The organism is Alicyclobacillus acidoterrestris (genome assembly GCF_022674245.1).
Taxonomy (GTDB): Bacteria; Bacillota; Bacilli; order Alicyclobacillales; family Alicyclobacillaceae; genus Alicyclobacillus; species Alicyclobacillus acidoterrestris.
This window is the reverse complement of sequence record NZ_CP080467.1, coordinates 3,267,501-3,293,553: the sequence shown is the minus strand read 5'-3', so window position 1 is coordinate 3,293,553 and position 26,053 is coordinate 3,267,501. Positions and strand designations below refer to the sequence as shown.

Here is a 26,053-nt window from a genome sequence, read left to right as displayed (position 1 = left end):
AAGACGAAAGGACAGGGATGAGACGTGAAAGTATCATATCAATGGCTGAGTGAATATGTAGATCTCCGCGATATGTCTCCCGAACAGCTGGCGGAGGCGCTCACGCGTGGCGGATTGGCGGTTGACGGAATAGCGCCGCGCAACCAGGGGGTTGAGGGCGTCGTCGTGGGACTTGTCCGCGACATGGAGCAGCATCCGGACGCAGACAGGCTGCACGTTTGTCAGGTCGACGTCGGACAGGGCGAGTTGTTGAAAATTGTCTGCGGGGCACCGAATGTGCAACCTGGGCAGAAGGTACCCGTGGCGCTGCCGGGTGCGAAGTTGCCAGGGGACAAGCAAATCAAGCGGGCGAAGTTGCGCGGCGTCACGTCGAACGGAATGCTCTGTTCTGCCGCGGAAATCGGTCTCGATACGCGACTTTTGCCGCAGAATCAAACGGTAGGCTTGTATATTCTGCCGGAGGACACGGAGATTGGCGCAGATATCGTCCAAGTTCTGCACCTCGATGATTACGTTCTCGATATCGACTTGACGCCGAATCGCAGTGACTGTTTGTCCATCCGTGGCCTCGCATATGAAATTGCGGCGCTGACTGGCAAACAAACGACGTTCCCGACGGATATCGACGTGGCGCTGCCGAATGAACCGTCACCGATTCGCGTTCGGATTGAAAGTGACCGTTGTACCCGCTACGACGCGCTGGTACTCACTGATTTGCAAGCTGTGCCGTCGCCGCTGTGGATGCAAATGCGGTTGTTGTCGATGGGCGTTCGCCCGATTGATGTCATTGTCGATGTCACGAACTATGTGATGTTGGAATGGGGCCAGCCGTTGCATGCGTTTGATGCCGGCAGGATTGCTGACTCGACGATTGTCGTCCGGCAAGCGAAGTCTGAGGAGACGCTTGTCACCTTGGACGGAACAGAGCGACGTCTCGACAACGACATGTTGGTGATTGCAGATCCGGAAAAAGCCATCGGACTCGCCGGCGTGATGGGCGGAGAAAACAGCGAAATCCATTCGTCGACGACGCGCGTCGTGATCGAATCTGCGAGATTTGACGCACCGTCGACTCGCCGTACAGGGCAAAAGTTAGGCTTGCGCTCGGAGGCGCAACAGCGCTTTGAAAAAGGGATTGATCCGGCCGTCGTCCGCACCGCACTTCTGCGCGCGACACAATTGCTTGTGCAGTTTGCCGGTGGACAGATATCTGGGGGCGTTGCTACAGCCACGACGGATGCCGAGAGCGCGTTGGCACAGCGCGTTCCATTTTCGCCGAACCGGTGCCGCGAATTGCTCGGGTGCGACATCAGCGACGAAATGATGCACGAGTTGTTCCGGCGACTCGGGTTTACGGTGGTGGAAGACAGCGAAAATTGGATTGTCAACGTTCCGTCCCGCAGACCAGACATCGCGCTTGCGGCGGACTTGGTTGAAGAAGTGGCTCGTTTGTACGGCTACGACAATATTCCGTCGACGCTGCCGCTGGGACCTGTGACGACAGGCAATCGAGATGCCCGTCAGCACATCCTGGAACAGGTTCGCAATACGTTGGTCACACGCGGCCTGTTCGAAGTGCGCACCTATGCATTTACGTCTCCAGAGGCGTATGCACCGCTCCAATTGGCAGAAGGGGACCGTATGCTCAACATGATCCCGCTGGCGTATCCGATGTCGGATGAGCGACGGGTCCTCCGCACGCATCTTTTGCCAAGCCTGGCCGAGGTGGCACGTTACAATTTGGCGCACCGGGTCGATGGCGGTGCGGTGTTTGAGTTTGGACGTACGTATGAAGCAGATGCGTTGCCCATCACACAGCAACCGCGCGAACGGGAAGTTGTCGCGATGATGTGGTTTGGTACGCTGCCAGACAGTTTGCACGAGCGCGCGCGTCCATACGACTTTTACGATGCCAAGGGAGCTGTCGAACAGGTGTTAGATGGTTTTGGTATCGACGTGCAGTATGAACGGGCGCAAGTGTCTTGGCTGCACCCCGGCAGATCTGCCGCAATTGTCTGTGATGGTCAGCGAATTGGCTTTGTCGGAGAGATTCATCCGACCACTGCAGCGGGATACGATTTGTCGACGACACTGTACGCTGAACTCGAAGTGGAGCAATTGGTCAAGCGGCACACGACTTCGCTCCTCGTTGAATCTTTGCCGCGCTTTCCAGGTGCCCGTCGCGATTTGGCGCTCGTCGTGAACAAAGACGTGCTGGTTGGCAAGATGCTCGAGTGTATTGATGGACTGAGGTCCAAGCGAGAAATCTTGAGATCCGCCAGTGTGTTCGACGTGTACGAAGGCAAAGGAATTGCCGAGCATCAAAAGAGCATCGCACTCGCGTTGTACTTTGGCGCAAATGAGCGAACGCTGACGGATGCCGAAATCGACGAAGCCGTGCAGGAAGTACTTCAGGCGCTCGAGGCCCAATTCGATGCGCATTTGCGTGGATAGGCATCCAGACGATGGCAATGGCAGGAATCTGAGCACATTGCATGGAATATGGGCGTAAGGGTTGTCTAAGGGGGGAGCGCGATGGACAACGACTCAATCAATCGGGTAAGGGTCACCATTCACGGAATGGAGTATACGCTCAGAGGTTCTGCTCCGACCTCACATTTATATGCGGTTGCCGAGACAGTGGACAAGCTGATGACCGAGATTTCGAATACGTCAACCTATATGGATGAACGGCGTGTGGCCGTATTGACTGCGCTCAACCTCGCAGATGAACTGGAGCGCTTGAAAAAGGAATACTATGACTTGCTCAGCTTGCTGGACGAAAAGACACGAGGTGACACTTCTTCTTGAGCAGTTTTGACGTATTGGATTTCATTTTTTTCGGGGTCATCGCCCTGGGTGGCGTGAACGGTTATCGACTCGGCGTCGTACGGCAAGTGACTCGCTTATTTGGGGCGGTCATCGCCTATTTCGTATCCTATTGGTTACGGCCGTACGTCGCGCCCGTGATTCAGAACATGCATGTGTTCTCAAACGCTGCGAAACCGTCTGCCGCCAGTTTCCTGTTTGGCAACTTGTCTGGTGCCATCGCGTTTGGCCTCGTGTTTCTGGTGACATTTTTGTTGCTTCGATACGCAGCTGGGTTGCTTGACGCGTTGTTCAGTTTGCCTGTTTTGTCGTTTGTCAATCGTATGGTAGGCCTTGTCGCCGGCGTCGCCTTAGCAATTTTGTTCGTATTTGTCGTCGCCATGATTTTGCACTATGTAAATACACCTGTGATTCAACAGCAGTTGAACCACTCAAGCGTTGCCCAATGGTTGGACGGAAAACAGGTACAATCGGCGATTCATTCGCGAATCGCCGATTGACCTCCACAGAGATGCGGTTGACCCTGCCACACATTCTGTGCGTTTTACGTTCCGTCGGTGTTTCGCCCACGAAAGTTGGTGGGGACGAACAAGTCGATGATACCAATGACGAGTGACGCTAACAGCGCACCGAGGATGCTCGCGCGCATCCCTGGAACGAACAACTGTGCGATGTAAATCACGACCGCACCTGAGATGAATCCAACGATACCTCGTCCGTACGGTGAAATCCGTCGACCAAAGATCTGTTCCACTGCCCACCCGAGCACGGCGATCACGATGGCGGCCAAAATTGCCGACCAGAAACCCATCACGCCAAAGCCGGGTACTAAGTAACCCACGAGCATCAGGACGAGTGCAGATACGACAAAGCGGATGATGGTGCCGATGATGTGCATCTGTGAAATCCCCCTCCTACGCTTGGTCTGCCTTTAGACTTTCCTGCCTGCGACAAGCCAATGTGGTACAATGAATGGGATTTTTTGAACTTCCCCCCGAGTGGAGTGCGATATATGTTAGAGCGGTCTTTACGGGCTCTAGAATACAAATACATTCAAGAACAAATTGCTCAGTACGCGATGTCCAGTTTGGGTAAACGTGCAGCGCTTTCGATGCAGCCTTTTACACAAATGTCCGACGCTGAGGTGGAACTTCAGGCGGTGGACGAGAGTCTCCGCTGCTTGCTGCGCGCTGGGGGTCCGCCGTTTTCTGGTATTACAGACATCAGGGCCGATTTGCAGCGGGCGAAAGTTGGCGGCACGCTCTCCGCTGAGCGGCTGCTCGCAGTTGCCCAGTTGATTCACGGTGGTCGACAGTTTCGACAATATGTCCAGCACGCAGCCGAACTCGTCGAAGTGGAACATCTCGTGCAGTTGCTGGAACGGATGGTGGACGCAAGGCGCACCGAACAGGAAATTCGCTCGGCTATCGACGATGATGCACAGGTGCTCGACAACGCGAGCAAGACGTTGCATGAATTGCGCACGGAGCGGCGTAAGGCTGAGGGTCAGGTACGGACAGTGCTCGATAGGATGTTGAGATCGAACCAAAAAGTGCTTCAGGAACCTATTATCGCGATGCGCGGATCGCACTTTTGCCTGCCCGTGCGCGTGGAACATAAAAATCAGGTCAACGGCATTGTGCGAGACGTGTCCGCGTCCGGTTCAACGGTGTACATCGAGCCGCAAGCGGTGGTCGACATCAGTAACAAGGTACGTGAGTTGGAGATTCTGGAAGAGCGTGAAATTGAACGTATTTTGTTACAGTTGTCGCAGACGGTGGCCGTGGTGGCAGATGAGTTGCTCGGGAACGTTGAAGTCCTGGAGACAGTGGATTTGTGGTTCGCCAAGGCGGGTTACGCCAAAGCGCTTCACGCCAAACGACCCACGTTGACCGAGGGTGTCTGGCGGCTGTACGGTGCGCGCCATCCACAATTGAACCGCGACGCGGTCCCGGTGGATGTCACCTTGGGCGATGACTACCATTTGTTAATTGTCACGGGCCCGAATACCGGTGGCAAGACGGTTACGCTAAAAACCATCGGGTTGCTTACCTTGATGGCGATGTCAGGCTGTTTCTTGCCGACTGAACGCGAGAGTGAAATTGGTTTTTGTTCCGACATCTTTGTCGATATCGGAGACGAGCAGAGTATTGAACAGAGTCTCTCCACATTTTCTGCCCATATGACGAACATCATTCACATGCTCTCCGCGGTGCGCAAGGACAGTCTTGTGTTGCTCGACGAATTGGGGGCGGGGACAGATCCGGCAGAAGGGTCCGCCTTGGCCATTGCCATATTGAATCGACTGTGTGAAGTGGGATGTCGTGTCATTGCGACGACGCACTACGCGGAGTTGAAGGGCTACGCGTTTCACAATCCACACGCGATGAACGCCAGTATGGAATTCGACGTCGAGAGTCTGCGACCGACGTACCGTTTGTTGGTAGGTGTTCCGGGGCGGTCGAACGCGCTTGCCATTGCCGCCCGGTTAGGTCTGCCGGAGGATATTTTGGCGGAAGCTCGCGAGCATGTGGCCGAGACCGATGTGCACGTGGAGGAACTGATTGGCAAGTTGGAGCAGGCTCGGCGCGCTGCCGAACAAGCCGCAAGCGAAGCTCAAGCATCACGTGAGGAGAGCGAGCGGTTGCGGGAGCAGTGGGAAGCCAAGTCGAACCGCTTGGAGGCGGAAGCTGAAGCGATTCGACAAAGGGCGCAGCAAGAGGCGGCCAGAGTGGTGGAACAGGCGCAACAAGAGAGTGAAAAAATCATTCGCGAACTGCGTCAGATGCGCTCTGCTGCGGGCGTCAAAGACCATCAATTGGTGGAGCTGCGCAAATCGCTCGAAGGGCTGGTCCCGGAACAGCGCGCAGGGAAACGGGCATCTGCGTCTAGCACCAAGTCGAAATTGACGGTTGGTGCGCGCGTACGGGTGATTTCCCTGGGACAAAAAGGCGATATTGTCGAGGTTTCCGGCGATGGCAGTACAGCGATGGTGCAATTGGGACTGATGCGAATGAAAGTGGGAGCCAGCGATATTGAAGTGCTCCAAGAGAAGCAGCAAGAGCAGACAGTCCGCCACACGCGCAAAGGCGTGGCCAAGGACATTCGCATGGAACTCGACGTTCGTGGTGAGACCGTTGAAGAAGCGATTCGCCGAATTGACAAATATCTCGACGACGCCGTTGTCTCCGGCTTGCCGCGCGTCGTGATTATCCACGGTAAGGGGACAGGCGCCCTTCGCAATGCCGTCCGCCGCCATTTGCAACACCATCCACAAGTAAAGAGCAGTGTGCCTGGGGGACAGGGTGAAGGTGACGATGGCGTTACGGTAGTGACCGTTCGGATGTGAGACGATAGCAGATATTTGTCTGTGCGCTATCTGCACCAGTGCTTTGATCAGTGCCTTGTGTCGAGATTCTCGTGCAAGGCACTGATTGTCTATTAACCAATGGTTATGTCTAAGCTAGAATAGGAACTATCTCTTGTTTTAAAATGATTCGCAACATTTCCAGTTGCCGGTTTAGACAATTGGTCAAAGGAGGGACTGGACGGTGGACTACGGATTAGACCAGAAATCTGTGCTTGTGACGGCAGCCAGCAGGGGTCTTGGATTTGCCTGTGCGAAGATGTATGCGTCTTTGGGGGCGAAGGTGACCATTGCCAGCCGCAGCGAGCAAGCGCTCGACGAGGCCGCGCAGGCGATTGAGGATGAGACGGGGAAGCGTATTAACGCTGTGCGCATGGATGTTAATCGACCAGACGATATTGCGAGAGTTGTCGCCGCCGCCGAGGAATTTGGCAACGGATTGGACATTCTGATTTGTAACGCAGGTGGGCCGCCCAAGGGGTCCTTTATGCAATTGGAGGACAGTACGTGGTACCAGGCCTTTGAGCAGAATCTGATGTCGGTCGTTCGCTTGACTCGGGCAGCGGTACAACATCTGCAGCGGTCGACTTGCGGGCGAATTGTCAATATTACATCGTCGTCCATCAAGCAGCCAATTTCGGGCTTGGTACTATCCAACACGATGCGGGCGGGCGTATGGGGGCTGACGAAAACGTTGAGCGAGGAATTGGCCCCTTATGGTATTTTGGTGAACACGGTAGGGCCGGGGCGCATCTTGACGGACAGGGTTCGGGAAGTTGATGAGGCGACGGCAGCGCGTACTGGGATGGCGTTGTCGGAGGTACAGCAAAGGGAGTTGGAGAGAATTCCACTCGGGCGGTATGGAACGCCAGAGGAGTTTGCCAAAGCCGTGGTTTTTCTTGGATCACCGTTCAATACCTATATCACAGGCACCGCTTTGATGGTGGACGGTGGGATGGTCAAAGCGTTATAACGTGTCGCCTTGACTCATTGTGTTTTCAGAACGCCAATGGTTGAAGCCAGATGGGTAAAGCCCGATGAAATACGCTGTTTCGGATGCAAATATGGCGCGCCTCGTGGCACGCCATATTTGTGTATTCAGTTGAACGGTTCTCCTACCCCAGGCATCCACTGATTCGCTTTCGGTGGTGCTGTCGAGTTCGGCGGGTTTCCGGCTCCACCCGATGTGTCGTTTGCGCCATTGCCTCCACCTGCGCCTTTTCCCGTCCCGGTCGTGTTACTTCCCGTTTGACCAGGGCCTGTTGAAGGGGGTGGCGTACTGCCTGACAGCGATACGGCCACGGGTGCGGATGCGGCAGACATGGCACTGTTGGACTGCGCGTAAACCTCGTAATACAGTTCACTGGCGCCCGTTGGTAAGTGCGAATCTGTGAAGCTCGGGCTCCCAGTCGTGCCTACTTGGACATACGGGCCATTTACACTGGTTGCGCGATAAACCGCATATTGTGCGGCACTCGGCACTGACGTCCAGGACAACACGACGCTGGCGCCATCCACATGTTCTGCGATTTGACTTGGTGCAGGCACTGTGGTGGTCGTCGTCGTGGACGACGACCCGCCGCTCAGCACTTGTCCACCGCGCGGGTCAGGCTGCGAGGGCAACAGATACGGCGTCTGATACGTCTCTCCGCCTGGAACCTTGTGTTCTTCGTCAGGTACCGACGGCAACTTGATGAACACGCCGGTGCGAATCTCTGACGGTGGCGTATTGGTGGTCGCCAAGTACTCTTTGTCCCCAATGACTACGTACTTCGCGACGACGTTGACCGAGTCGTATTGCGTCGGTTGTGTCCCATCGATGAATGGCTCCGTCTGGATGGTGCCGTGTGCAGTTGACAGGTCAGTCGGCAGTTGGCCGCTGATGCTGCTGACCGCTTCGGTAACCACGTTGGCCGGGCGCTTCCACGGTGTGGTCGCCGGGGCTTCCTTGAGTATCGGGCGCATGATGTCCGACCAGACGGTAAACTTCAAGTTGTACACGCTGGATGGAATGGCCTCGTGATGGTTGTACCCCATCCAAATCCCGGTCGTGTACTTTTGCGTGTACCCGACAAACCAACCATCCGCCCGATCATCCGTCGTACCCGTCTTGCCCGAGATATACTGGCCAGGGAATTGCGCGCCGACAGCTTGTGCTGTTCCCTCGCTGCTGTACAGGACGTCGTGGAGCATGTCGGTGATGATATAGGCTGTAGCTGGCGAGAAGACCTGCGCGGTCTTTGGATGTGCCTGATACAACGTGCGGCCAGACTGGTTGTCAATTTCCTGAATCATGTAGCTTTGATGCCACACGCCTTGATTCGCAAATGTCGTGTATGCGCTCGTCATTTGCGTCACCGTCGCGCCGTACTTGAGTCCTCCAATCGCGGATGACAAGTTGCTGGTGTCGTCGGTTGTGATAGTCGGATTCCCGTAAAGCGTCGTATCTGTCGTACCCAGTCCCATTTTGCTGAGGTACGAAAACCCGACTTGCGGCGTCAATTCTTCCAGGATGTCGATGGCGGGCACGTTGCGCGATTGAGCCAGTGCGTCGCGCGCCGACATCAACCCCACGAAGTCTCCCTCGTCATCCTGTGGATCCCAGTCCTCCGTCGGCAAGGAGAAGTGCGTTGGCGCATCGTATAGCGGCGTGGCCGCGGTAATCAACCGCCGGTCGATAGCAGGGCCATAGTCGAGCAGCGGTTTAATGGATGAGCCGGGTTGTCGGGCGATATCGGCGTGATCGTAACTATCTTTTAGGTAGTCGCGTCCACCGCCAATGGCGACGATACCGCCTGTCTGGTTATCAATGATGGTCACACCTGCCTCGTATAGGTCGGTTTTTGAATATGTGCCACTGGGCGCCGTCCCTTCGAAAATCGACGGATTTTCGAGGATGTTTTCCACGTCTTCCTGCTTGTTGAGGTCAATCGTGGTGTGAATTTGCAGGCCTGCCGTGGGCAGTGCCGACTCGGCATCGGTGGCGTTGTCGTAGAGCCCAGCTTGTACCAGAGCTTGTACGACGCGCGGTTTAATTTCATCGAGCATCAGGTAAGGATGATCAGGCAGCCCAGTAGACGCCGGTTTATGGACATCCTTCAAGATGTCAAATTTCATGGCCTGATTGTAAGCACCTTGTGAAATCATGTGATCATCCAGCATTTGTTCAAGGATGTAATGCTGCCGGGCTACGGTGTGCTTGGGAAACTGATAAGGCGAAAAATAGGACGCGTTATTCGGAATCGCCGCCAAAAATGCGGCTTCGGATAACGTCAGGTTTTTTGGATCTTTATGAAAAATAATTTCGGATGCGCGTTTGACGCCATAGACCTGATCTGTACCTAAGCGCCCCATGTATACCCAGTTCATATAATCTGTCATGATTTCTTCTTTGCTTAGTTCGTGGTTCACTTTCAATGCTAAGGCAATCTCTTGAACCTTTCGGCGGATGGTTCGCTCCTGTTGTGGAAAAACCGCCAGTTTGACCGTTTGCTGCGTAATCGTGCTGGCGCCGCTTTCGATTTTGTGGCCGAGTACGTCCTGGACGACGGCGCGCGCCATCGACAGTGGATTGACGCCCATATTGGTGAAGAACGTCTTATCCTCAGCCGCGACAAACGCGTTCACCAATTGTGCTGAAACCTGCTTCGTCGATGAGATAGGCTGACGGTCGCCGTCGCCCTTAAAGCTTCCAATGACTTTTCCGTTGACGTCATAAACGGTGGAGGCAGCACGGTTGTTTTGAAATGTCGCTGCATTCACGTGCGGCAATCCCTTTAACATGGACGAGATATAGCCAGTCCCTGTGGCCAATCCGAGAATGACGAGACTGCCCAGTCCGAACAGCGTGACTTTGACGGCTGTCCACACGGGCCGTCGCGATGTGCGCTCGGCTTTGGCCAACTTTTCCTTGGCCGATTTGTCGCGCGTGCGGGCCGCTGGTTTTTTTACATTCTTTTTATCACCAGGCCCTTGTTCTCTGCCCATTGTATTCCCCCCTCCATCGGCAAGATTATAGCATATCGCCTAAGATTGCCTGTCGAGCCATTTTCAACGTTATAGTGAGTTGAAATGAAACAACTCATACGGCTTTCATGTGCGCCTTTTTCTCTGCGTAGGATGTGGAGAGGGGGGAGGACAAGTGGCTCAACGATTTCGATCCCGCCCGTCCGCCAAACGCCGTCTGCGCTTGCGCACATATCGGCGGATGTTCCGGCCTGGGTGGCTGACGCTAGGGGTGGTCTGCGCTTGTGCGCTCATCGGACTGGCCTGTTTATTGGACATGCGGTTGCGCCCAAGCGTGACGACCGCGTCTGCGGCTTTAGCTCACCGGGTTGGTGCGCAGGCGTTGAATGAAGCCGTCACAGAGGAAATCTCGTCGTTCCCCGAGGATGGCGAGTTAATTGAAACAACGGTCAATGAAGACCACTCCGGAATTACGGTCACGCGGTTCAATCTGCCACTTTTGACGAAGCTGCAAGCACAGGCGACGACGCGCGCACAAGCTCGTCTGGAGGCGTTGTCCCGTGAGACGATTCGGCTGCCGATGATGCATCTCTTGAGCGGTTTCCTTTTATCTCGGACGACCCTTACGATACCGGTGAAAATTTCACTTCTGGGCACCGCCCACTCGGAAATTGAGACAGACGTCGAGACAAAAGGGGTGAATCAAGTCGTGCACGTCATTTATTTGCACATGACCGCGGACGTCATGGTCGTGACGCCATTTGTGGCGAAGCCAACGGTGATTGAAACGAAGGCGCCCATCGCTTATCTCGTGATGTCTGGACCTGTACCCAACACGTACTACGGCGGTGGCAATCCGTTTTCCTCGCCTGCCCCTGCCCGCAACAAGCGATAAAACGCCCGTCATCTTGACGCGGGCACTGTTTGCATCGACAAAATAGCGGAACAATTGCCATCAATCGCGCTCCTTCGACAGGATTTTCTTGGTGCAATGGAGAAATGTAGTCAGTAGAGCTGATGGTGACGGCTTTGTTGAGGCAGGAACTTCTCTTGTCCTGTCTCTCGCAAATCTTGTGATGCCATCAGCGAGGGAATACATAGGGATTATCTACGTGGGGGAGGCAACAAGATTGAACGACAGATATCAAGAAGGCCATCTCGAGGAAACGGTTCTCGACGGGGCGGCATCTCTTGCTGACGAGCCGGGCACCGAGGAGATGGAGGCGTCCGAGCAAGTTTCCGGGGCGTCGAGCGTTTCTGCGGAAGAGGTCGCTGCGACTATCGCAAGTGATGCGCTGTTCCCGAGTGTACCGGTCGACGGCGCAGAGGCAAAAAGTCACAAGGGGTTCGCTCGTTACCGGTCGATCCGCTGGAAAGTCGGTGGGTCCTTCGCGATTGTGATTCTCATGACGATTGTCATCGGCATTGTGGCGGTGGCGCGGATGTTTGCCTTGCAAAGCGAGGTACAAACGTTGGCCAACCACGATTTAGAAGTGGTTCAACAATCCAATGAGTTAAAACAGCAATTGTTGACGTTGGAGGTCGATATGCGGGGATACCTCATTACCGGTAACTCGCAGCTGATGTCGGACTACGACGATATTACGAGTAAATATTTGCAGTCGTTTTCGCAATTGGGCGATTTGTTGGCGGGAGAGCCGGCAGTTCAAGCAGACCTCAAGAACACGCAGGCGGGGTTCACGCAATACGTCGATTACGCGGATGGACTTGTCAATTTGCGCAATAGTGGTGAAGGGTCAGAAGCCATTCAAGAGGAATCCAACGGGGATGGCGATAAGGCGGAAAATCTTGCGAATAAAGGGTTGGACAACATCGTCGCGAACGCTCAGCAGTCGGCGCAACAGATGGCAGACCGCTTGAAGATGACGGTTGAGGAAACGATGGCCGTTCTCGGCATTCTCTCTATCATCGCAATTGTCGTGGGCGTCCTTGCGGGTATTCCGGCGACGATGAGCACGCCGCGCAACATTAATCGCGTGACGCGGATGCTCAAGGAGATTGCCTCGGCCGGAGGCGACTTAACCAAGCGCATCGAAGGGGTTAAGAGCCAGGACGAAGTCGCGGAGCTTGCAAATGCCACGAATGAACTGCTGGGATCGATTGCGAGCCTGGTGGCCAATATCAGTCAACATTCCGATACGCTTGCGGCGAGTGCACAGCAGATGACGGCAAGTACCGACGAGACGGCGCGGGCTGTCAACGAGATTGCTGTCATAGCTGGTGACTTTGCCAATGTCAGTGAGCAGGCGGTTGCGGCGCTAGATGAATTGAACGAGGCGCTCGTCTCGATTCAACATCACGGTGACGATACGGCATCGCGCGCGGATGGTGTCGCGACTGCGGTGAAAAACGTGTCTGCCACCACAGAGCGCGGTCAGCATCTGGTCGAGCAGGCGCAGGAATCGATGCAGATGATTCAGCAAATCGCTGAACGCACGAATACGAGCGTGCACAACCTAAGCGAGTCGTCAGAGGCGATTGCAGAGATTGTCGGGACGATTCGAACGATTGCGGAGGAGACGAACCTGCTGGCGCTCAACGCTTCGATTGAGGCCGCACGCGCGGGCGATGCCGGACGCGGTTTTGCGGTCGTCGCACAGGAAGTGCGCCAATTGGCAGAACAGAGCCGCGAAGCGACTGCGCGAATCCATGAGATCATCGGTCGCAGCCTAGAGCTTGTCACGGAAGTGACGGCGGCGATGTCTGATAGCGTGCAATCCGTTGTGGATGGACGTGCGGTATTTGAGCGGACACACAGTGCCTTCCTCGATATTCGCCAAGCCGTGGAGGAAGTGGTTCCGTCGACCGTCGATATCGTGGAACGCGCGGCGACACAAAAGACGCTCATCGATGCGGGTCAAACGCGCATCCGGAAGTTGAATGAGTTGATGGAACAGGTGGCGGCCGGATCGCAAAACAACGCGGCCAGCAGTGAAGAGACGTTGGCCACGGTCGAAGAGATTGCAGCGTCCTCTCACGAGTTGGCTGAAATTGCGCAATCCCTGCAAAATGCCGTCGGGCGGTTTCAGATTTAACGCTTAGCAATCGCACAAATTTAATCCGGTAGATGATTTGCCGACCCTGTTGACGTAGACGATACGTCAGCAGGGTCGGTCTTTTTTCTATGAAAATCGTGCCACAACATAGGCGTTTGCATATACTGTCGCAGCGAACAGGGTTAGAGGTTTCATCAAGGAGGTATTTGGCTTGAAAAAGTATGTCATTCAGCCTGGAGATACGCTCTATCAAATTAGCCGACGGACTGGTGTGCGCGTACCGTTGTTGTTGGCCGCAAACCCGCAGATACAAAATCCAGACCAACTGATGGTCGGTACGACGATTGTTATTCCGGAACTTGGGAAGCCGGCGAAGGATAAGGCGGAAAAATCCGCGCATGCGCAGGATGAGACGGTGCCCGCGTATTTTGGGTTTGTTTGGCCGCATCAGGCTGCCGAAGGCGACACGTGGCAGAAAATTGCGGAGCGATACGGTGTCAAGCTGGAACAGTTGCATCACACCAACCCGGAGGCTGCCGAAGCCGGGGAGCCGACCGTCGGAAGTGTAGTCTATGTGCCGACAGGGGCGCTGCCGGTGCCGGATCGGACAGAGGGTACACCGCAGGCGAACACGCCACATTATCCCGGTTCACCTGTGTTGTATCCGAATGCGCCTGGCCCGTATGCGCCCGGTCAAGTGGCGCCAGGGGCATGGCCGCAGCCATTTCCTGGGCAAGGCGTCGCCCCCATGCAGTCGCCTGCGCCTGCCGGGACGGCGGAAAGTGCGGATGAGATGACCTACGGCGGGCCTGGTTATGATACGCCGCAGCCGATGGTTCCGGGTGTGCCGGTTTCGCCATATCCGCAGGGGGGTATGGGGCCATATGGGCAATATCCAGATTACATGTACGGTTATCCGCAGCCATATCCGATGCAACAGTATCCATACCCATCGTACTATGCACCATATGTTCAATATCCGGGTTATTTTACCGGCGGCGCTATGCCCTATCCAACGTGGCAAGCGATGGGGAATCAAGCACCTGTGACAGGGGTGCCCACGGAAGGCGCGACGACGGCTGCACCTGCACCTGCATCTGCACCCGACTCCGAACTGTATGGCCCGAACACGCACAACCCGTATCGACCAGACGGTGAATTCGGTCGCGTTGAAGGCTCTGTTGAAGGTTTCCATGGAGAAACTCAGTGGTTTGCGGATGACGAGGGTTCTTCTAGTTTCTCGTTTAGTGATGGATGGACGAGTGAGTCCATGCGAACATTCGACCAAGAGGCAGATGCGGATACGGCGGGCGTTGAGCATGTCGCGCGCGGGATCGAGGAAGAGCCTGAAACTTCACGCGATGATGAAGAAGGATGGTCTGGAACCCTGACGATTCGCCTCGATGAGGATAAGTAAAACCATGTCTATCCGTGATCACCTCGTAGCAGCGCTTTTGCGACATTATGGCATCGAGGTCGAGACGTTGGTTCGCAGGCGGACGGTCGTCGGCGTCATCGGGAAAGACGGGCGTCACTTTATTTGGAAACCGCTGACGGTTCGCGACGATGAAGCGCGTTTGCGCGCGTTGGCAGAGTTGTCACCCGTTTTTGAGGCAGCGGGGGCAGAGGCTGCGCTCCCGCTGCCTACGCGCGAAGGACACTATGTCATGGATGTCCCTGGGATACAACCAGGCTATTTGCAGCACTGGTTGACTGGTAGACACGTCAACACCAATCAGTGGCGCGAGCGCGAGGCGGTACTTACGTCACTCGGTCGACTGCACCGGGCGAGTCAAGCCAGTAAGTTTCCTGGCTGGTCCGTCCTTCAACGCGGCACACTGTTGCACAAACTCCGCCTGAAGGAGCGCGGTGTGTCGCGTCTGTGGCAGGCGGCTGAATTGAAATGTCCCGAGTTGCGGCACTGGAGTGAATGCGCGCAGGCGCAAATGCGGTATGTCTTGAAGCGCTATGCTGCATACTTGGCGGATCATCGAAGCGACGTGAATGCGACGTTTGCGTTTTGCCACCGCGATTTGGCCCCGCACAATGTCATCTATCAGGGGGCCGACACGGTCGCTTGGATTGATTTCGATCACGCCAATTACGATGATATGCTCCACGACCCGATGCAATTTATCAGCCACTGCACGTTTTTGACGCAGATGTCCGCTGACGAATATTATCGGCTGCACGACAGCTATATTACATCTGCAAAATTGACGACTGACCAGGCGGATATGTTGTGGACACTGACGATGTGGCCCGATATTCTCGTTCGCGCACTGATGGAATGGTCGCGGACGGGGTGTAAAGAAGACGGTTTGACGAGGGTACACTACGCGATAGCGTGTGAACGGCGCAAGCTGTCCTACAGACTGGCGCTGGGGCTTGATTCACAGAGGCTCGACGCATGACGAGCCTCTTTTGCATTCCCATGCCCCGACGGTATACTGGACAGGAATGATCATTTGGGGATTCTGCTGTATTCTGTTGTATTTTGAGGGTATTGGAGGAGTTGCGTGTGTCGCACGTGCAGAACATCGCCATTGCGCAGATATCGCCGAGATTAGGCGATTTCGATGCGAATCTGGCTATCCATCGTCAATACATAGAACGCGCCAGAGAACAAGGGGCACAGGTTGTTGTGTTCCCTGAACTCGGCTTGACAGGATATTTATTGCAAGACTTGACGCTTGAGGTGGCTCGGCGACTAGACCACCCGGACATTGTCTCCCTCGTCGAGGCCAGTCGGGATATTGACGTGGTCTTTAGTTTCATCGAGGAATCGGAAGAACATTTTATCTACATATCCAGCGTGTACGCATCTGCTGGCGCGATTGTGCACGTGCACCGCAAGGCGTATTTGCCGACTTACGGATTGTTCGATGAGAAGCGCTATGCCAAGGAAGGGAATCTGGTCGAGCCGTTTGCCGTTCACGGTAAGAAGAGCGGCATACTCATCTGTGAAGACGCATGGCATGTGTCGATGCCGTATCTGTTGACCATGCAAGGGGCTACAGTACTGTACGTTCCAGCGTCGAGTCCTGGCCGCAATGTGATGGACGAGCACGATTTTGGTTCGCATACGTTCTGGCGACAATTGCTGCAGATGTATGCACAGTTGTTTGGCGTTCACATCATCTTCTCCAACCGCGTCGGATATGAGGACGGCGTGCACTTTTATGGCGGCTCTGGCATTGTCGGACCGGATGGTCACTGGATTGTCCAAGCGGGGGTCGGCGAAGAGACGTTGGTGTTTGGCGCCATCGATGATCGGGATGTGCGCCGCGCCCGCTATACCACGCCTTTGCTGCGCGATGAGCGACTTGAGTTGATGGTGCGGCATTTGCGGCGCATGGGGCGTGCACGTACGGATAACACACGTGTGGAATAAAGACGAATCGATTTGTAAGCGAGGTGAAGTGCGTCATGAAACCAGAGATGGAACAGGCGTTGCGAGTGAATGCGCCATTCACGACAAGCGTGCTCGAAGGGTTTATTCGAGACGAGGTGCGCAAGGTCGGATTTGAGCGGGTGTTGTTTGGTTTGTCGGGCGGTATTGATTCGGCACTTTCAGCGTATCTAGCGACTCGGGCGCTCGGTAAAGACGCGGTCCACGCCGTGCTGATGCCGTATCGGACGAGCAGTCAATCCAGTCTCGACGACGCGATGGAAGTCGTCGAGGACTTGGGAATCCCATACACGGTGGTCGACATTTCGGGACCGGTTGATGCATATTTTGAAAAAATGGACAAGTTGCTGGGCGAGCGCGCTAGCAACTTGCGTCGGGGAAATCGGATGGCGCGCGAACGGATGGTTACGCTCTACGATTTGTCCGCCGCGAACAATAGCTTGGTCGTCGGCACGAGCAACAAGACAGAGCTTTTGCTCGGCTATGGTACACAGTTTGGCGATATGGCGAGCGCGTTGAATCCGATTGGCGATTTGTATAAGTCGCAAGTGCGGCAAATTTCGCGGTATGTCGGGGTTCCCTCAAGCATTCTCGACAAGGCGCCAAGTGCCGACTTGTGGGAAGATCAGACGGATGAAAAAGAGCTAGGGTTCAGCTATGACGACGCAGATGAGATTCTCTTTCAATGGGTGGATTTGCGTCTGTCCGAAGAGGAGATTGTCGAGCGCGGGTACGATGCCATGCTCGTTCGACAGATTGTCCGGCGCGTGCAGCGAAATCACTATAAGCGCCGGTTGCCGATTATCGCGAAGATTTCTAGCCGTACCATTGGTATTGATTTCCGCTATTCCCGCGACTGGGGCGTGTAAAAAAGGGTGTGCATCCGGGTGCCGCCCCGTTTATCATGGGAATGGAATTGAAGTATGCGAGAAGGTTGGGGAGAAACGATGTCAGGTCACTCAAAATGGCATAACATTCAACGCCGTAAAGGTAAGCAGGATGCGGTTCGAGGCCAACTTTTTACGAAACTGTCGAGGGACATCTACTTGGCCGCGAAAGAGGGCGGTGGTAACCCGGAGACGAACTTTCGGCTAAAGGTGGCGATTGAGCGAGCCAAACAGAGCAATCTGCCTGCGGACAACATCGCGAGAACCATCGCGAAGGCGACGGGGACCCTCGAGGGCGTGACGTACGAGGAAATCCAGTATGAGGGCTATGCGCCACACGGGGTTGCGGTGTTAATCGATATTGTCACGGATAATCGCAATCGGACGGCGGCGGATATCCGCCATATTTTCAAAAAGCGGGGTGGGAACCTCGGTGAATCGGGATCGGTTGCGTGGATGTTCACGCGCACAGGCCAAATCTCTTGTGCCAAGTCACAGGTAACCGATGCGGAAGAGTTTATGCTGGCGGTCATTGAGGCCGGTGCTGACGACGTTGAGGAGTCGGATGACGCGTTTCTCATCACCACCTCGGTCGAGTCGTTTAGAGACGTGCGCGGTGCGATTGAGTCCATGGGGATTGACTACGAGGACGCAGAACTCACCTATGTTCCGTCGACGACCGTGGAAGTCTCAGGAGAGGCCGCAGATGAGGTATTCGGCTTGATTGAAGCGCTTGAGGCACATGACGACGTGCAAAATGTTTATCACAATGCGGATGCACCAGACGATGAAGAAGAAGCGTGAGACTGCATAACTTGTCATTGCGTGCGCACATTAAATGTAACGTCTGAACCAAGAGGTGAGAGCGTTGCAAGCACGCAACCTGATATATACGCTGTTTCGGCCACTGTCGTTCTGTCTCGCAATGGTCACTTTCATCTTTACGTCGTGTCTTTGGACGGATGCAGCGCATGCGAACGTCCTGCCGACAAGCGACTTTGGTCAAGAGATGGCCGGGATGAACACCAAGGAGCCAGCACAATCCGCACTGTTTGTGACAGAGGGCAGCGGCGGGCAGTGTGATGTGGAGGAGCACGCAATTGCAGATGACGCTGTCGTCGCGTTCGCCGGGGAACGCCCTGCCTGGCACTTGAACGTCGGATTGACGTGGTACTTTATGGAACCTGTGTACGAGCGGAACGCGGTCGCGTCAGGCGATGAGGGTGGACGAGTTCAGGTTTAACCGGTATAGTCTTCTGCAAAACGCCCATTTATGAGACAATGAGGGACGTATATCGCGTCCCTTTTGTCATTTATCCAGTTCTATTCAGCATCACGCCTGGATGAAATCGACTTGGGTTTCCCCGCATCGCGGGTTTTGGTAGTGAGAGGGGAACGTCGCTTGAATGCATTCAGAATCCTGGGTGTTGACCCGGGGATTGCTCGACTTGGCTATGGTGTCGTCGATGTGGAAGGAAGTAGCCTCCGGTGTGTCACCTATGGCTGCATTGAGACCCACGCACAGACGCCACTGCCCGTTCGCTTACAGACAATCTTTCGCGAGTTAACTGACCTCATCCAACGGCACAGCCCTGCGGTGATGGCAGTTGAGGAGCTGTTTTTTAACCGAAATACGACGACGGCGTTTACCGTCGGGCAGGCCCGTGGCGTCGCGCTTTTAAGCGCGGCAGAACAATCGCTTGCGATTGCGGAATATACACCGATGCAAGTCAAGCAGGCGGTCACCGGTTATGGTCGAGCCGACAAGCAGCAAATCCAGCAGATGGTCAAGTTGCTATTAGGTCTTGTAGATCTACCAAAACCGGATGACGCCGCAGACGCGCTTGCGATTGCGATTACCCACGGCCACAGCGCGCCAATTGAGCGACTTGAGGTGCGAGAGGCAAATCGCACAACCGGCTGGAATTGGGAGCGGAGGACACGCTGATGATAGTCTTTCTAACCGGTCGTGTAGTGGATATTGGTCAAGGCTATGTCGATCTCGACGTGCACGACGTCGGCTACCGCGTCTATACGACCGACACGGCAGCTTTCAGTTTGTCGTTGGAGCAGGAAGTGCGCCTGTACACATATCAACATGTGCGCGAAGATGCAATTTTGCTTTATGGATTTCTTCGGCAAGCCGAGCGAGCCGTGTTTGAGAAGTTGATTAGTGTGTCTGGTGTCGGTCCAAAAGTGGCCTTGCAGATGCTCGGAGGGCTGCCCGCAGAGTCACTGGTGGCAGCGATTCGGCAGGAGGACGCCAACACGCTTTGTACGCTCCCTGGCATCGGGAAGAAGACGGCCATGCGGATGATTCTAGACTTAAAAGACAAACTGGATGACTTGCCGGTAAAACACGGGGAGTTTACGCCTCACTTAGCGGCTGTGGAGCCGACGCCGACAGACATCGTCGACGATGTCACGACGGCGCTCGTCGCGCTCGGATATCGTCCGAAAGAGGCGCAGCGAGCGGTGGAAGCCGTGCTGGAGCGCGCCGCGCCGAACACGACAGTCGAAGCTGCTGTGAAGGCTGCACTCACTTGGTTATATCAACATCAGGCCGATGTCAATCGGTTGTAGTTGGATGTTTGACGTTCGTCAAGCACAAGCGCAGATTGGGTTGCGCGTACTGTGGAGGAGGTGACGTATGGACGACCGCATTGTTTCGGCTGAGTGGAGCCGCGAAGATACGACGCTCGATTCTATTCGCCCTCGCTTTCTCGACGACTATATTGGGCAGCGAACCGTCAAGGACAACTTGAAAATTTTCATCCAGGCGGCTCGTGAGCGCGGTGAATCACTCGATCACGTCCTGCTCTATGGCCCTCCGGGCCTCGGCAAAACGTCGTTAGCGATGATTATTGCCAACGAGCTGGGCGTTCATGTCCGGGTGACATCGGGACCGGCGATTGAGCGGGCAGGCGATTTGGCAGCGCTGCTGACCAATTTGCAGCCGGGTGACGTCTTGTTTATCGACGAGATTCATCGCTTGTCTCGCTCTGTGGAGGAAGTTCTGTATCCTGCGATGGAGGACTTTTCGCTCGATATCATGATTGGGAAGGGTCCCTCGGCGAGATCGGTTCGTTTAGACCTGCCACCTTTTACCCTGGTGGGTGCAACCACGCGGGCTGGACTATTGTCAGCGCCGCTACGCGACCGATTTGGCGTCATTTTGCATCTGGACTACTATCCCATCGACGAATTGGCCGAGATTGTCCGCCGCAGCGCTGACGTTTTGCAAGTGGCCATCACGCCCAACGCCTGCATGGAGATTGCCCGGCGGGCGCGGGGGACGCCGCGGATTGCCAATCGCCTGCTCAAGCGCGTGCGCGACATTGTGCAGGTGTCGGGCCGGGATTTGATTGATGATGGCGCGGCGGATGACGCGCTGACGCGGTTGAACGTCGATAAATTGGGATTGGATTCGGTAGACGAGCGCATTTTACTCGCAGCCATCGATAAGTTTGGCGGTGGACCGGTAGGGCTTGAAACCCTTGCCGCGGCGATTGGCGAAGAATCGGACACGCTCGAAGACGTCTATGAACCCTACTTGTTGCAGATGGGCTTATTGAAGCGCACGCCGCGAGGTCGTGTGGTGACCGCCCAGGGCTATCGCCACTTAGGGCGCCCGGTACCATCTGCGGATGGGAATCATTGACAGATTACAAATTCCGTGAGATGGCTGGTAGACCCCCGGAAAAGGGGTACCTGTTCGCGAATGATGAAATGAGGTGGAACGTGTGGGAGTCCTGCCTTTTCGCGGTCGTCGTCGATCCGATGAACGGAAAGAACTTACCCGACTCCTCCACGGCGCCAAATCGGGGGACGAAGAGGCGCGAAATCAGTTGATTTCGTCTTATGTCCCGTTTATTCTTCGTATTGCTTCGCAAACCACGCGCCGCTATATTGACCAGACGGTGGACGACGAGTACAGCATTGCGCTGTCCGCGTTCAACGAAGCGATCGACCGGTTTGACCTGGACCGGGAGTCTTCGTTTCTCTCGTTCGCGGAAACGATTATTCGACGGCGGCTCATTGACTTTTTCCGCTCCCGTCAGCGGGATCGAAAGCAAGTCCCGTGGAGCGAATTCGACTTATTAGACGAAGAGGACAATGTCACGAATTACGCCGAAGTGAGCACGTCGCTCGAGCTGCATCAGTTGTCGGAAGAGGCGACGTTGCGGGCGTATGAAATCGAAGAGTACCAAAAGCGGCTTCAAGAGTTTGACCTGTCGTTTGCGGAACTGGTGCGCATTTCACCGAAGCACGGGGACGCGCGTCAAAATGCTTTTGAGATTGGACGGGTTATCGCCGGGGATGCGATGTTATTGGAGTTTGTCGAGCGCCGAAAGTCGCTGCCGCTCAAGCAGCTCGAAGACCGCGTGCAGGTGTCGCGCAAGACAATGGAGCGCCAGCGCAAGTATATCCTCGCAATTGTCATACTCCTGACGGGAGATTTCCCGATGCTGCAGTCGTTTTTGGAAGATGCAAAGGAGGTGTGAGTGGTGACAGACGTACAAATTGGCGTAGTCATGGAAATTCGGCGCAATCGGGCGGTTGTGATGACGCCGCAGGGCCTATTTGAGCAAATTCGATTGGATGTCCCGGCGAGTGTAGGGGATATGGTGCCGGTGCCGATGCAGCAAAACTTTGTTGGTCATCGACTACGAGTCCGATCCGCCATCGCCAGCGTGGCAGCCGCGGTCGTGATTTGCGCAGGGCTTTTGCATGCCATCTTCATCGCGCCGCCTAAAGCACAGGCATATGCGTTTGTCTCCCTCGATATGAGTCCGAGCGTCAGTCTCGACTTGAGTGATCACATGACGGTTCTCGGCATTCACGGCTTAAATTCGGCTGGCAAGCAGGTGGCCGCCTCCATGCACGTCAACGGGGATAAGCTCGGTACGGTGATTCAACTCCTCGTGCACAAGACTGTACAGCAGGGGTTACTGCCGGCAAACGATACGATTATCGTCGCGGCGGCTGGCGCCAATAGCCATACAGATGCAACGGCGATTGAGACGCAGGCTGCGGACGATGTGGATGCCGCCCTTAAAGCGGCTGGTGCTGCAGCGGCGCAAACGGCGAATGTCTACAGTATGGACGTCTCGAGTTCCGTATGGAACGAGGCCATGAAGCAAAACGTATCACCGGGTAAATACGCAACCTACCTGCTCGCTAAACAAGTTGGCGTTCCTGTATCCTTGTCCGACATCACATCCTCGCAAGTCCAGATGGTCCTGGCGCAAGTCCACGACCTGCAAACTGGCACGGCGCAGCTCAACACGGGCAACTACAGCAAAGTGGCTGCCATTGTGGGCTCGGCTATACCCGCTGGCACGCCGGCCGCAAGTGGACAGTAGTTTTCGCATCACGGACGACAGGCTGTGGCGCGCGAGCCCATGCATTAGTGCCGGCTTGTGCCTTGTGCCTTGGAGTGCCTTGGAGTGCCTTGGAGTGCCTTGGAGTGCCTTGGAGTGCCTTGGAGTGCCTTGGAGTGCCTTGGAGTGCCTTGGAGTGCTTCGTGCCTTGGGATGCCGATGCCATCAAGTGCTGTGCGCCAAGATAGCCTGAGCGGAAGTGTGCTGGCTGCAAGTTGGCCTTGGTGTATGTCATCTGTCGATGACTTGTGTTGAGCAGTGCGTGGTGCGGTGCCCTTACTTGTCTGGCTGGGGTAGTCGTTGAACGTGTATGATCACGATGGCCTGCGCTAGTTTGGATTGTCAGATGTAGCTGATGGACGTCCGATTATGAGGCGTAGATGCTTCAGTTTGGACAAGCCAATGTAGCTGTTGGCGATTAGGGTCCACCAAGTCTGATAGTCCTTAAGTCCGTAGACTATAGGAACGTAAACGTTGGGCTGGTGGAAAAGTTGTGTGTTGAATGTGTATTGAAGTATAGCAGCGGACGAACTGAACGGATGGGCTTTTGAGCGCTTGGTGATTGATTCTGCTGCGGAGTCGCTTAGATACACGGATGATGTTGATGTGTGAGTGAAGTGGGTTACGCGCTTCTTTCAAAATAGCTGTTGCGTTTCATGATAAACCGTGATATATTACTCATTGTCGCTTCAAGCGGTGCTGCCCTCAAAGCGCAGCTGTCTCGGTGGTTTTCATCGGCCAATTGGTGTCGGTTTTTGCCGAATATCGATGGTATCTCGGAGTCATCTCCGGTGATGACCGGCGATGAAAAACTTACCAGTGGCAACGAACGTCAGTTCGTGATATAGTACTTAGGCTGCTTCGATAGAAGCGGTGCTTGCTCGAAAGAATCACTTCATCTGGTTCCTCGTTGAATCAGCTTCAGTGGGGCTTTCACAGCAGGTTTGGTTCCTTGAAAACTGAACACACACGCCTAAAAGTTTCGGTCGACGTGACCTTTGGTCACAGCGACGATTGAAACATATGTAACAACGCCATTTTTTGAGAGTTTGATCCTGGCTCAGGACGAACGCTGGCGGCGTGCCTAATACATGCAAGTCGAGCGAGCCCTTCGGGGCTAGCGGCGGACGGGTGAGTAACACGTGGGCAATCTGCCTTTCAGACTGGAATAACACTCGGAAACGGGTGCTAATGCCGGATAATACACGGGTAGGCATCTACTTGTGTTGAAAGATGCAACTGCATCGCTGAGAGAGGAGCCCGCGGCGCATTAGCTAGTTGGTGAGGTAACGGCTCACCAAGGCGACGATGCGTAGCCGACCTGAGAGGGTGACCGGCCACACTGGGACTGAGACACGGCCCAGACTCCTACGGGAGGCAGCAGTAGGGAATCTTCCGCAATGGGCGCAAGCCTGACGGAGCAACGCCGCGTGAGCGAAGAAGGCCTTCGGGTTGTAAAGCTCTGTTGCTCGGGGAGAGCGACAAGGAGAGTGGAAAGCTCCTTGTGAGACGGTACCGAGTGAGGAAGCCCCGGCTAACTACGTGCCAGCAGCCGCGGTAATACGTAGGGGGCAAGCGTTGTCCGGAATCACTGGGCGTAAAGCGTGCGTAGGCGGTTGTGTAAGTCTGAAGTGAAAGTCCAAGGCTCAACCTTGGGATTGCTTTGGAAACTGCATGACTTGAGTGCTGGAGAGGCAAGGGGAATTCCACGTGTAGCGGTGAAATGCGTAGATATGTGGAGGAATACCAGTGGCGAAGGCGCCTTGCTGGACAGTGACTGACGCTGAGGCACGAAAGCGTGGGGAGCAAACAGGATTAGATACCCTGGTAGTCCACGCCGTAAACGATGAGTGCTAGGTGTTGGGGGGACACACCCCAGTGCCGAAGGAAACCCAATAAGCACTCCGCCTGGGGAGTACGGTCGCAAGACTGAAACTCAAAGGAATTGACGGGGGCCCGCACAAGCAGTGGAGCATGTGGTTTAATTCGAAGCAACGCGAAGAACCTTACCAGGGCTTGACATCCCTCTGACCGGTGCAGAGATGTACCTTCCCTTCGGGGCAGAGGAGACAGGTGGTGCATGGTTGTCGTCAGCTCGTGTCGTGAGATGTTGGGTTAAGTCCCGCAACGAGCGCAACCCTTGATCTGTGTTACCAGCACGTAGAGGTGGGGACTCACAGGTGACTGCCGGCGTAAGTCGGAGGAAGGCGGGGATGACGTCAAATCATCATGCCCTTTATGTCCTGGGCTACACACGTGCTACAATGGGCGGTACAACGGGAAGCGAAGCCGCGAGGTGGAGCAAAACCTAAAAAGCCGTTCGTAGTTCGGATTGCAGGCTGCAACTCGCCTGCATGAAGCCGGAATTGCTAGTAATCGCGGATCAGCATGCCGCGGTGAATCCGTTCCCGGGCCTTGTACACACCGCCCGTCACACCACGAGAGTCGGCAACACCCGAAGTCGGTGAGGTAACCGTTATGGAGCCAGCCGCCGAAGGTGGGGTTGATGATTGGGGTGAAGTCGTAACAAGGTAGCCGTATCGGAAGGTGCGGCTGGATCACCTCCTTTCTACGGAGAAACAAGGCTTTTAGGTGTTGTGTGTTTGGTTTTGAGGGAGCCAACGTCTCATATGAGACAAGGTAAACTCATGTACCTTGGCAACTGAATATGGAACAACCTCGAAAAGTAAACCGGTAACCGAAATGCGAGTAACAGGTAACAATAGCCGGATAACTGGATGAAGTGACTGGTGTAAGTCAGTCATGGAGTCGAAACGGTGAAGTTAGGAAGAGCGCACGGAGGATGCCTAGGCGCCAAGAGCCGAAGAAGGACGGGGCGAACACCGAAATGCCACGGGGAGCTGTAAGCGAGCATTGAGCCGTGGATGTCCGAATGGGGAAACCTGCTAGTGTGAAGCGCTAGTACCGTACACTGAATCCATAGGTGTACGGGGGCAACCGAGGGAACTGAAACATCTAAGTACCTCGAGGAAGAGAAAGCGAATGCGATTCCGTCAGTAGCGGCGAGCGAAAGCGGAGAAGCCTAAACCGGATGCGTGGTACAGACTGCAGTCGATGCGCATTCGGGGTCGAGGGGCTGTTGGCGGCAACCTGCAGGGAGCCAGCAGGAAGCAATCCGTAGGAGAACGGCATGGGAAGGCCGGCCATAGACGGTGAGAGCCCGGTATCCG

Annotated in this window: 20 protein-coding genes and 2 rRNA genes (1 of these 22 running past the window's edge); 20 read left to right on the top strand and 2 right to left on the bottom strand. The window is 55.1% G+C overall.

Annotated elements, in window-relative coordinates:
* Positions 1 to 24: 24 nt before the first annotated feature.
* From pheT to K1I37_RS16185, 3 genes are all read left to right on the top strand, one after another.
* Positions 25 to 2,454, top strand: a complete 2,430-nt coding sequence (gene pheT / locus K1I37_RS16195; protein ID WP_021298395.1) for a phenylalanine--tRNA ligase subunit beta — start codon at positions 25 to 27, stop codon at positions 2,452 to 2,454.
* An 81-nt stretch (positions 2,455 to 2,535) separates the two neighbouring features.
* On the top strand, positions 2,536 to 2,811 hold the full coding sequence (locus tag K1I37_RS16190) for a cell division protein ZapA (RefSeq protein WP_021298394.1): 276 nt from the start codon (positions 2,536 to 2,538) through the stop codon (positions 2,809 to 2,811).
* Complete coding sequence (locus K1I37_RS16185; RefSeq protein ID WP_021298393.1) at positions 2,808 to 3,329, top strand: CvpA family protein; 522 nt, start codon at positions 2,808 to 2,810, stop codon at positions 3,327 to 3,329. Before K1I37_RS16190 ends, K1I37_RS16185 begins: the two co-directional genes overlap by 4 nt.
* Positions 3,330 to 3,373: 44 nt before the next feature.
* On the opposite strand, the gene K1I37_RS16180 is transcribed toward K1I37_RS16185, so the two are convergent.
* Positions 3,374 to 3,727 carry a phage holin family protein gene (locus K1I37_RS16180; protein ID WP_021298392.1) on the bottom strand — a complete coding sequence of 118 codons (354 nt, stop codon included), beginning with the start codon at positions 3,725 to 3,727 and terminating at the stop codon, positions 3,374 to 3,376.
* A gap of 114 nt (positions 3,728 to 3,841) precedes the next feature.
* Here K1I37_RS16180 and K1I37_RS16175 point away from each other — a divergent pair, with 114 nt between their 5' ends.
* Both K1I37_RS16175 and K1I37_RS16170 read left to right on the top strand, forming a co-directional pair.
* Positions 3,842 to 6,178, top strand: a complete 2,337-nt coding sequence (locus tag K1I37_RS16175) for an endonuclease MutS2 (protein ID WP_242215926.1) — start codon at positions 3,842 to 3,844, stop codon at positions 6,176 to 6,178.
* 202 nt (positions 6,179 to 6,380) lie between these two features.
* A complete protein-coding gene (locus K1I37_RS16170; RefSeq protein WP_021298390.1) occupies positions 6,381 to 7,169 on the top strand; it encodes an SDR family oxidoreductase in 789 nt (262 codons plus the stop codon).
* Positions 7,170 to 7,294: 125 nt separating this feature from the next.
* Here K1I37_RS16170 and K1I37_RS16165 read toward each other — a convergent pair whose 3' ends face one another.
* Entirely contained in the window at positions 7,295 to 10,183 is a 2,889-nt protein-coding gene (locus K1I37_RS16165) for a transglycosylase domain-containing protein (RefSeq protein WP_021298389.1), read from the bottom strand.
* Positions 10,184 to 10,337: 154 nt separating this feature from the next.
* Between K1I37_RS16165 and K1I37_RS16160 the strand changes: the two genes are divergently transcribed.
* From K1I37_RS16160 to K1I37_RS16090, 15 genes are all read left to right on the top strand, one after another.
* Positions 10,338 to 11,057 (top strand): sporulation protein YunB, encoded by a 720-nt coding sequence (locus tag K1I37_RS16160; protein WP_021298388.1) that lies wholly within the window; start codon positions 10,338 to 10,340, stop codon positions 11,055 to 11,057.
* Between the two features lie 235 nt (positions 11,058 to 11,292).
* Positions 11,293 to 13,218, top strand: a complete 1,926-nt coding sequence (locus K1I37_RS16155; protein WP_021298387.1) for a methyl-accepting chemotaxis protein — start codon at positions 11,293 to 11,295, stop codon at positions 13,216 to 13,218.
* Between the two features lie 172 nt (positions 13,219 to 13,390).
* Positions 13,391 to 14,596, top strand: a complete 1,206-nt coding sequence (locus K1I37_RS16150) for a LysM peptidoglycan-binding domain-containing protein (protein WP_021298386.1) — start codon at positions 13,391 to 13,393, stop codon at positions 14,594 to 14,596.
* Positions 14,597 to 14,600: 4 nt separating this feature from the next.
* Complete coding sequence (locus tag K1I37_RS16145; RefSeq protein ID WP_021298385.1) at positions 14,601 to 15,593, top strand: phosphotransferase; 993 nt, start codon at positions 14,601 to 14,603, stop codon at positions 15,591 to 15,593.
* A 107-nt stretch (positions 15,594 to 15,700) separates the two neighbouring features.
* Positions 15,701 to 16,573 (top strand): nitrilase-related carbon-nitrogen hydrolase, encoded by an 873-nt coding sequence (locus K1I37_RS16140; RefSeq protein WP_021298384.1) that lies wholly within the window; start codon positions 15,701 to 15,703, stop codon positions 16,571 to 16,573.
* Positions 16,574 to 16,608: 35 nt separating this feature from the next.
* Positions 16,609 to 17,460, top strand: coding sequence for an NAD+ synthase (locus tag K1I37_RS16135; protein ID WP_021298383.1), 852 nt, complete (start codon positions 16,609 to 16,611; stop codon positions 17,458 to 17,460).
* A 78-nt stretch (positions 17,461 to 17,538) separates the two neighbouring features.
* Positions 17,539 to 18,282, top strand: coding sequence for a YebC/PmpR family DNA-binding transcriptional regulator (locus K1I37_RS16130; RefSeq protein ID WP_021298382.1), 744 nt, complete (start codon positions 17,539 to 17,541; stop codon positions 18,280 to 18,282).
* Positions 18,283 to 18,346: 64 nt separating this feature from the next.
* Positions 18,347 to 18,721, top strand: a complete 375-nt coding sequence (locus K1I37_RS16125) for a hypothetical protein (RefSeq protein ID WP_021298381.1) — start codon at positions 18,347 to 18,349, stop codon at positions 18,719 to 18,721.
* Positions 18,722 to 18,880: 159 nt separating this feature from the next.
* Positions 18,881 to 19,426, top strand: a complete 546-nt coding sequence (ruvC, locus tag K1I37_RS16120; RefSeq protein WP_021298380.1) for a crossover junction endodeoxyribonuclease RuvC — start codon at positions 18,881 to 18,883, stop codon at positions 19,424 to 19,426.
* Complete coding sequence (gene ruvA / locus K1I37_RS16115) at positions 19,426 to 20,061, top strand: Holliday junction branch migration protein RuvA (RefSeq protein ID WP_021298379.1); 636 nt, start codon at positions 19,426 to 19,428, stop codon at positions 20,059 to 20,061. The genes ruvC and ruvA overlap by 1 nt, the downstream gene beginning before the upstream one ends.
* Positions 20,062 to 20,128: 67 nt before the next feature.
* Positions 20,129 to 21,139 carry a Holliday junction branch migration DNA helicase RuvB gene (ruvB, locus tag K1I37_RS16110; RefSeq protein ID WP_021298378.1) on the top strand — a complete coding sequence of 337 codons (1,011 nt, stop codon included), beginning with the start codon at positions 20,129 to 20,131 and terminating at the stop codon, positions 21,137 to 21,139.
* Between the two features lie 82 nt (positions 21,140 to 21,221).
* Positions 21,222 to 21,983: an RNA polymerase sigma factor SigI gene (gene sigI, locus K1I37_RS16105; RefSeq protein ID WP_021298377.1), complete on the top strand. Its 762-nt coding sequence runs from the start codon at positions 21,222 to 21,224 to the stop codon at positions 21,981 to 21,983.
* Positions 21,984 to 21,986: 3 nt separating this feature from the next.
* On the top strand, positions 21,987 to 22,844 hold the full coding sequence (locus K1I37_RS16100) for an anti-sigma factor domain-containing protein (protein WP_152498874.1): 858 nt from the start codon (positions 21,987 to 21,989) through the stop codon (positions 22,842 to 22,844).
* A 1,055-nt stretch (positions 22,845 to 23,899) separates the two neighbouring features.
* Positions 23,900 to 25,431 (top strand): 16S ribosomal RNA (locus tag K1I37_RS16095).
* A 207-nt stretch (positions 25,432 to 25,638) separates the two neighbouring features.
* A 23S ribosomal RNA gene (locus K1I37_RS16090) occupies positions 25,639 to 26,053 on the top strand (it continues 2,529 nt past the right edge of the window).
* Together the 16S and 23S rRNA genes form the textbook arrangement of a ribosomal RNA operon.

Coding starts and splice junctions, on each gene's coding strand:
- K1I37_RS16145 (WP_021298385.1), top strand. CDS start 14,601: ATGTCTATCCGTGATCACCTCGTAGCAGCGCTTTTGCGACATTATGGC.
- K1I37_RS16180 (WP_021298392.1), bottom strand. CDS start 3,727: ATGCACATCATCGGCACCATCATCCGCTTTGTCGTATCTGCACTCGTC.
- K1I37_RS16175 (WP_242215926.1), top strand. CDS start 3,842: ATGTTAGAGCGGTCTTTACGGGCTCTAGAATACAAATACATTCAAGAA.
- K1I37_RS16135 (WP_021298383.1), top strand. CDS start 16,609: ATGAAACCAGAGATGGAACAGGCGTTGCGAGTGAATGCGCCATTCACG.
- K1I37_RS16165 (WP_021298389.1), bottom strand. CDS start 10,183: ATGGGCAGAGAACAAGGGCCTGGTGATAAAAAGAATGTAAAAAAACCA.
- K1I37_RS16130 (WP_021298382.1), top strand. CDS start 17,539: ATGTCAGGTCACTCAAAATGGCATAACATTCAACGCCGTAAAGGTAAG.
- ruvB (WP_021298378.1), top strand. CDS start 20,129: ATGGACGACCGCATTGTTTCGGCTGAGTGGAGCCGCGAAGATACGACG.
- ruvA (WP_021298379.1), top strand. CDS start 19,426: ATGATAGTCTTTCTAACCGGTCGTGTAGTGGATATTGGTCAAGGCTAT.
- K1I37_RS16190 (WP_021298394.1), top strand. CDS start 2,536: ATGGACAACGACTCAATCAATCGGGTAAGGGTCACCATTCACGGAATG.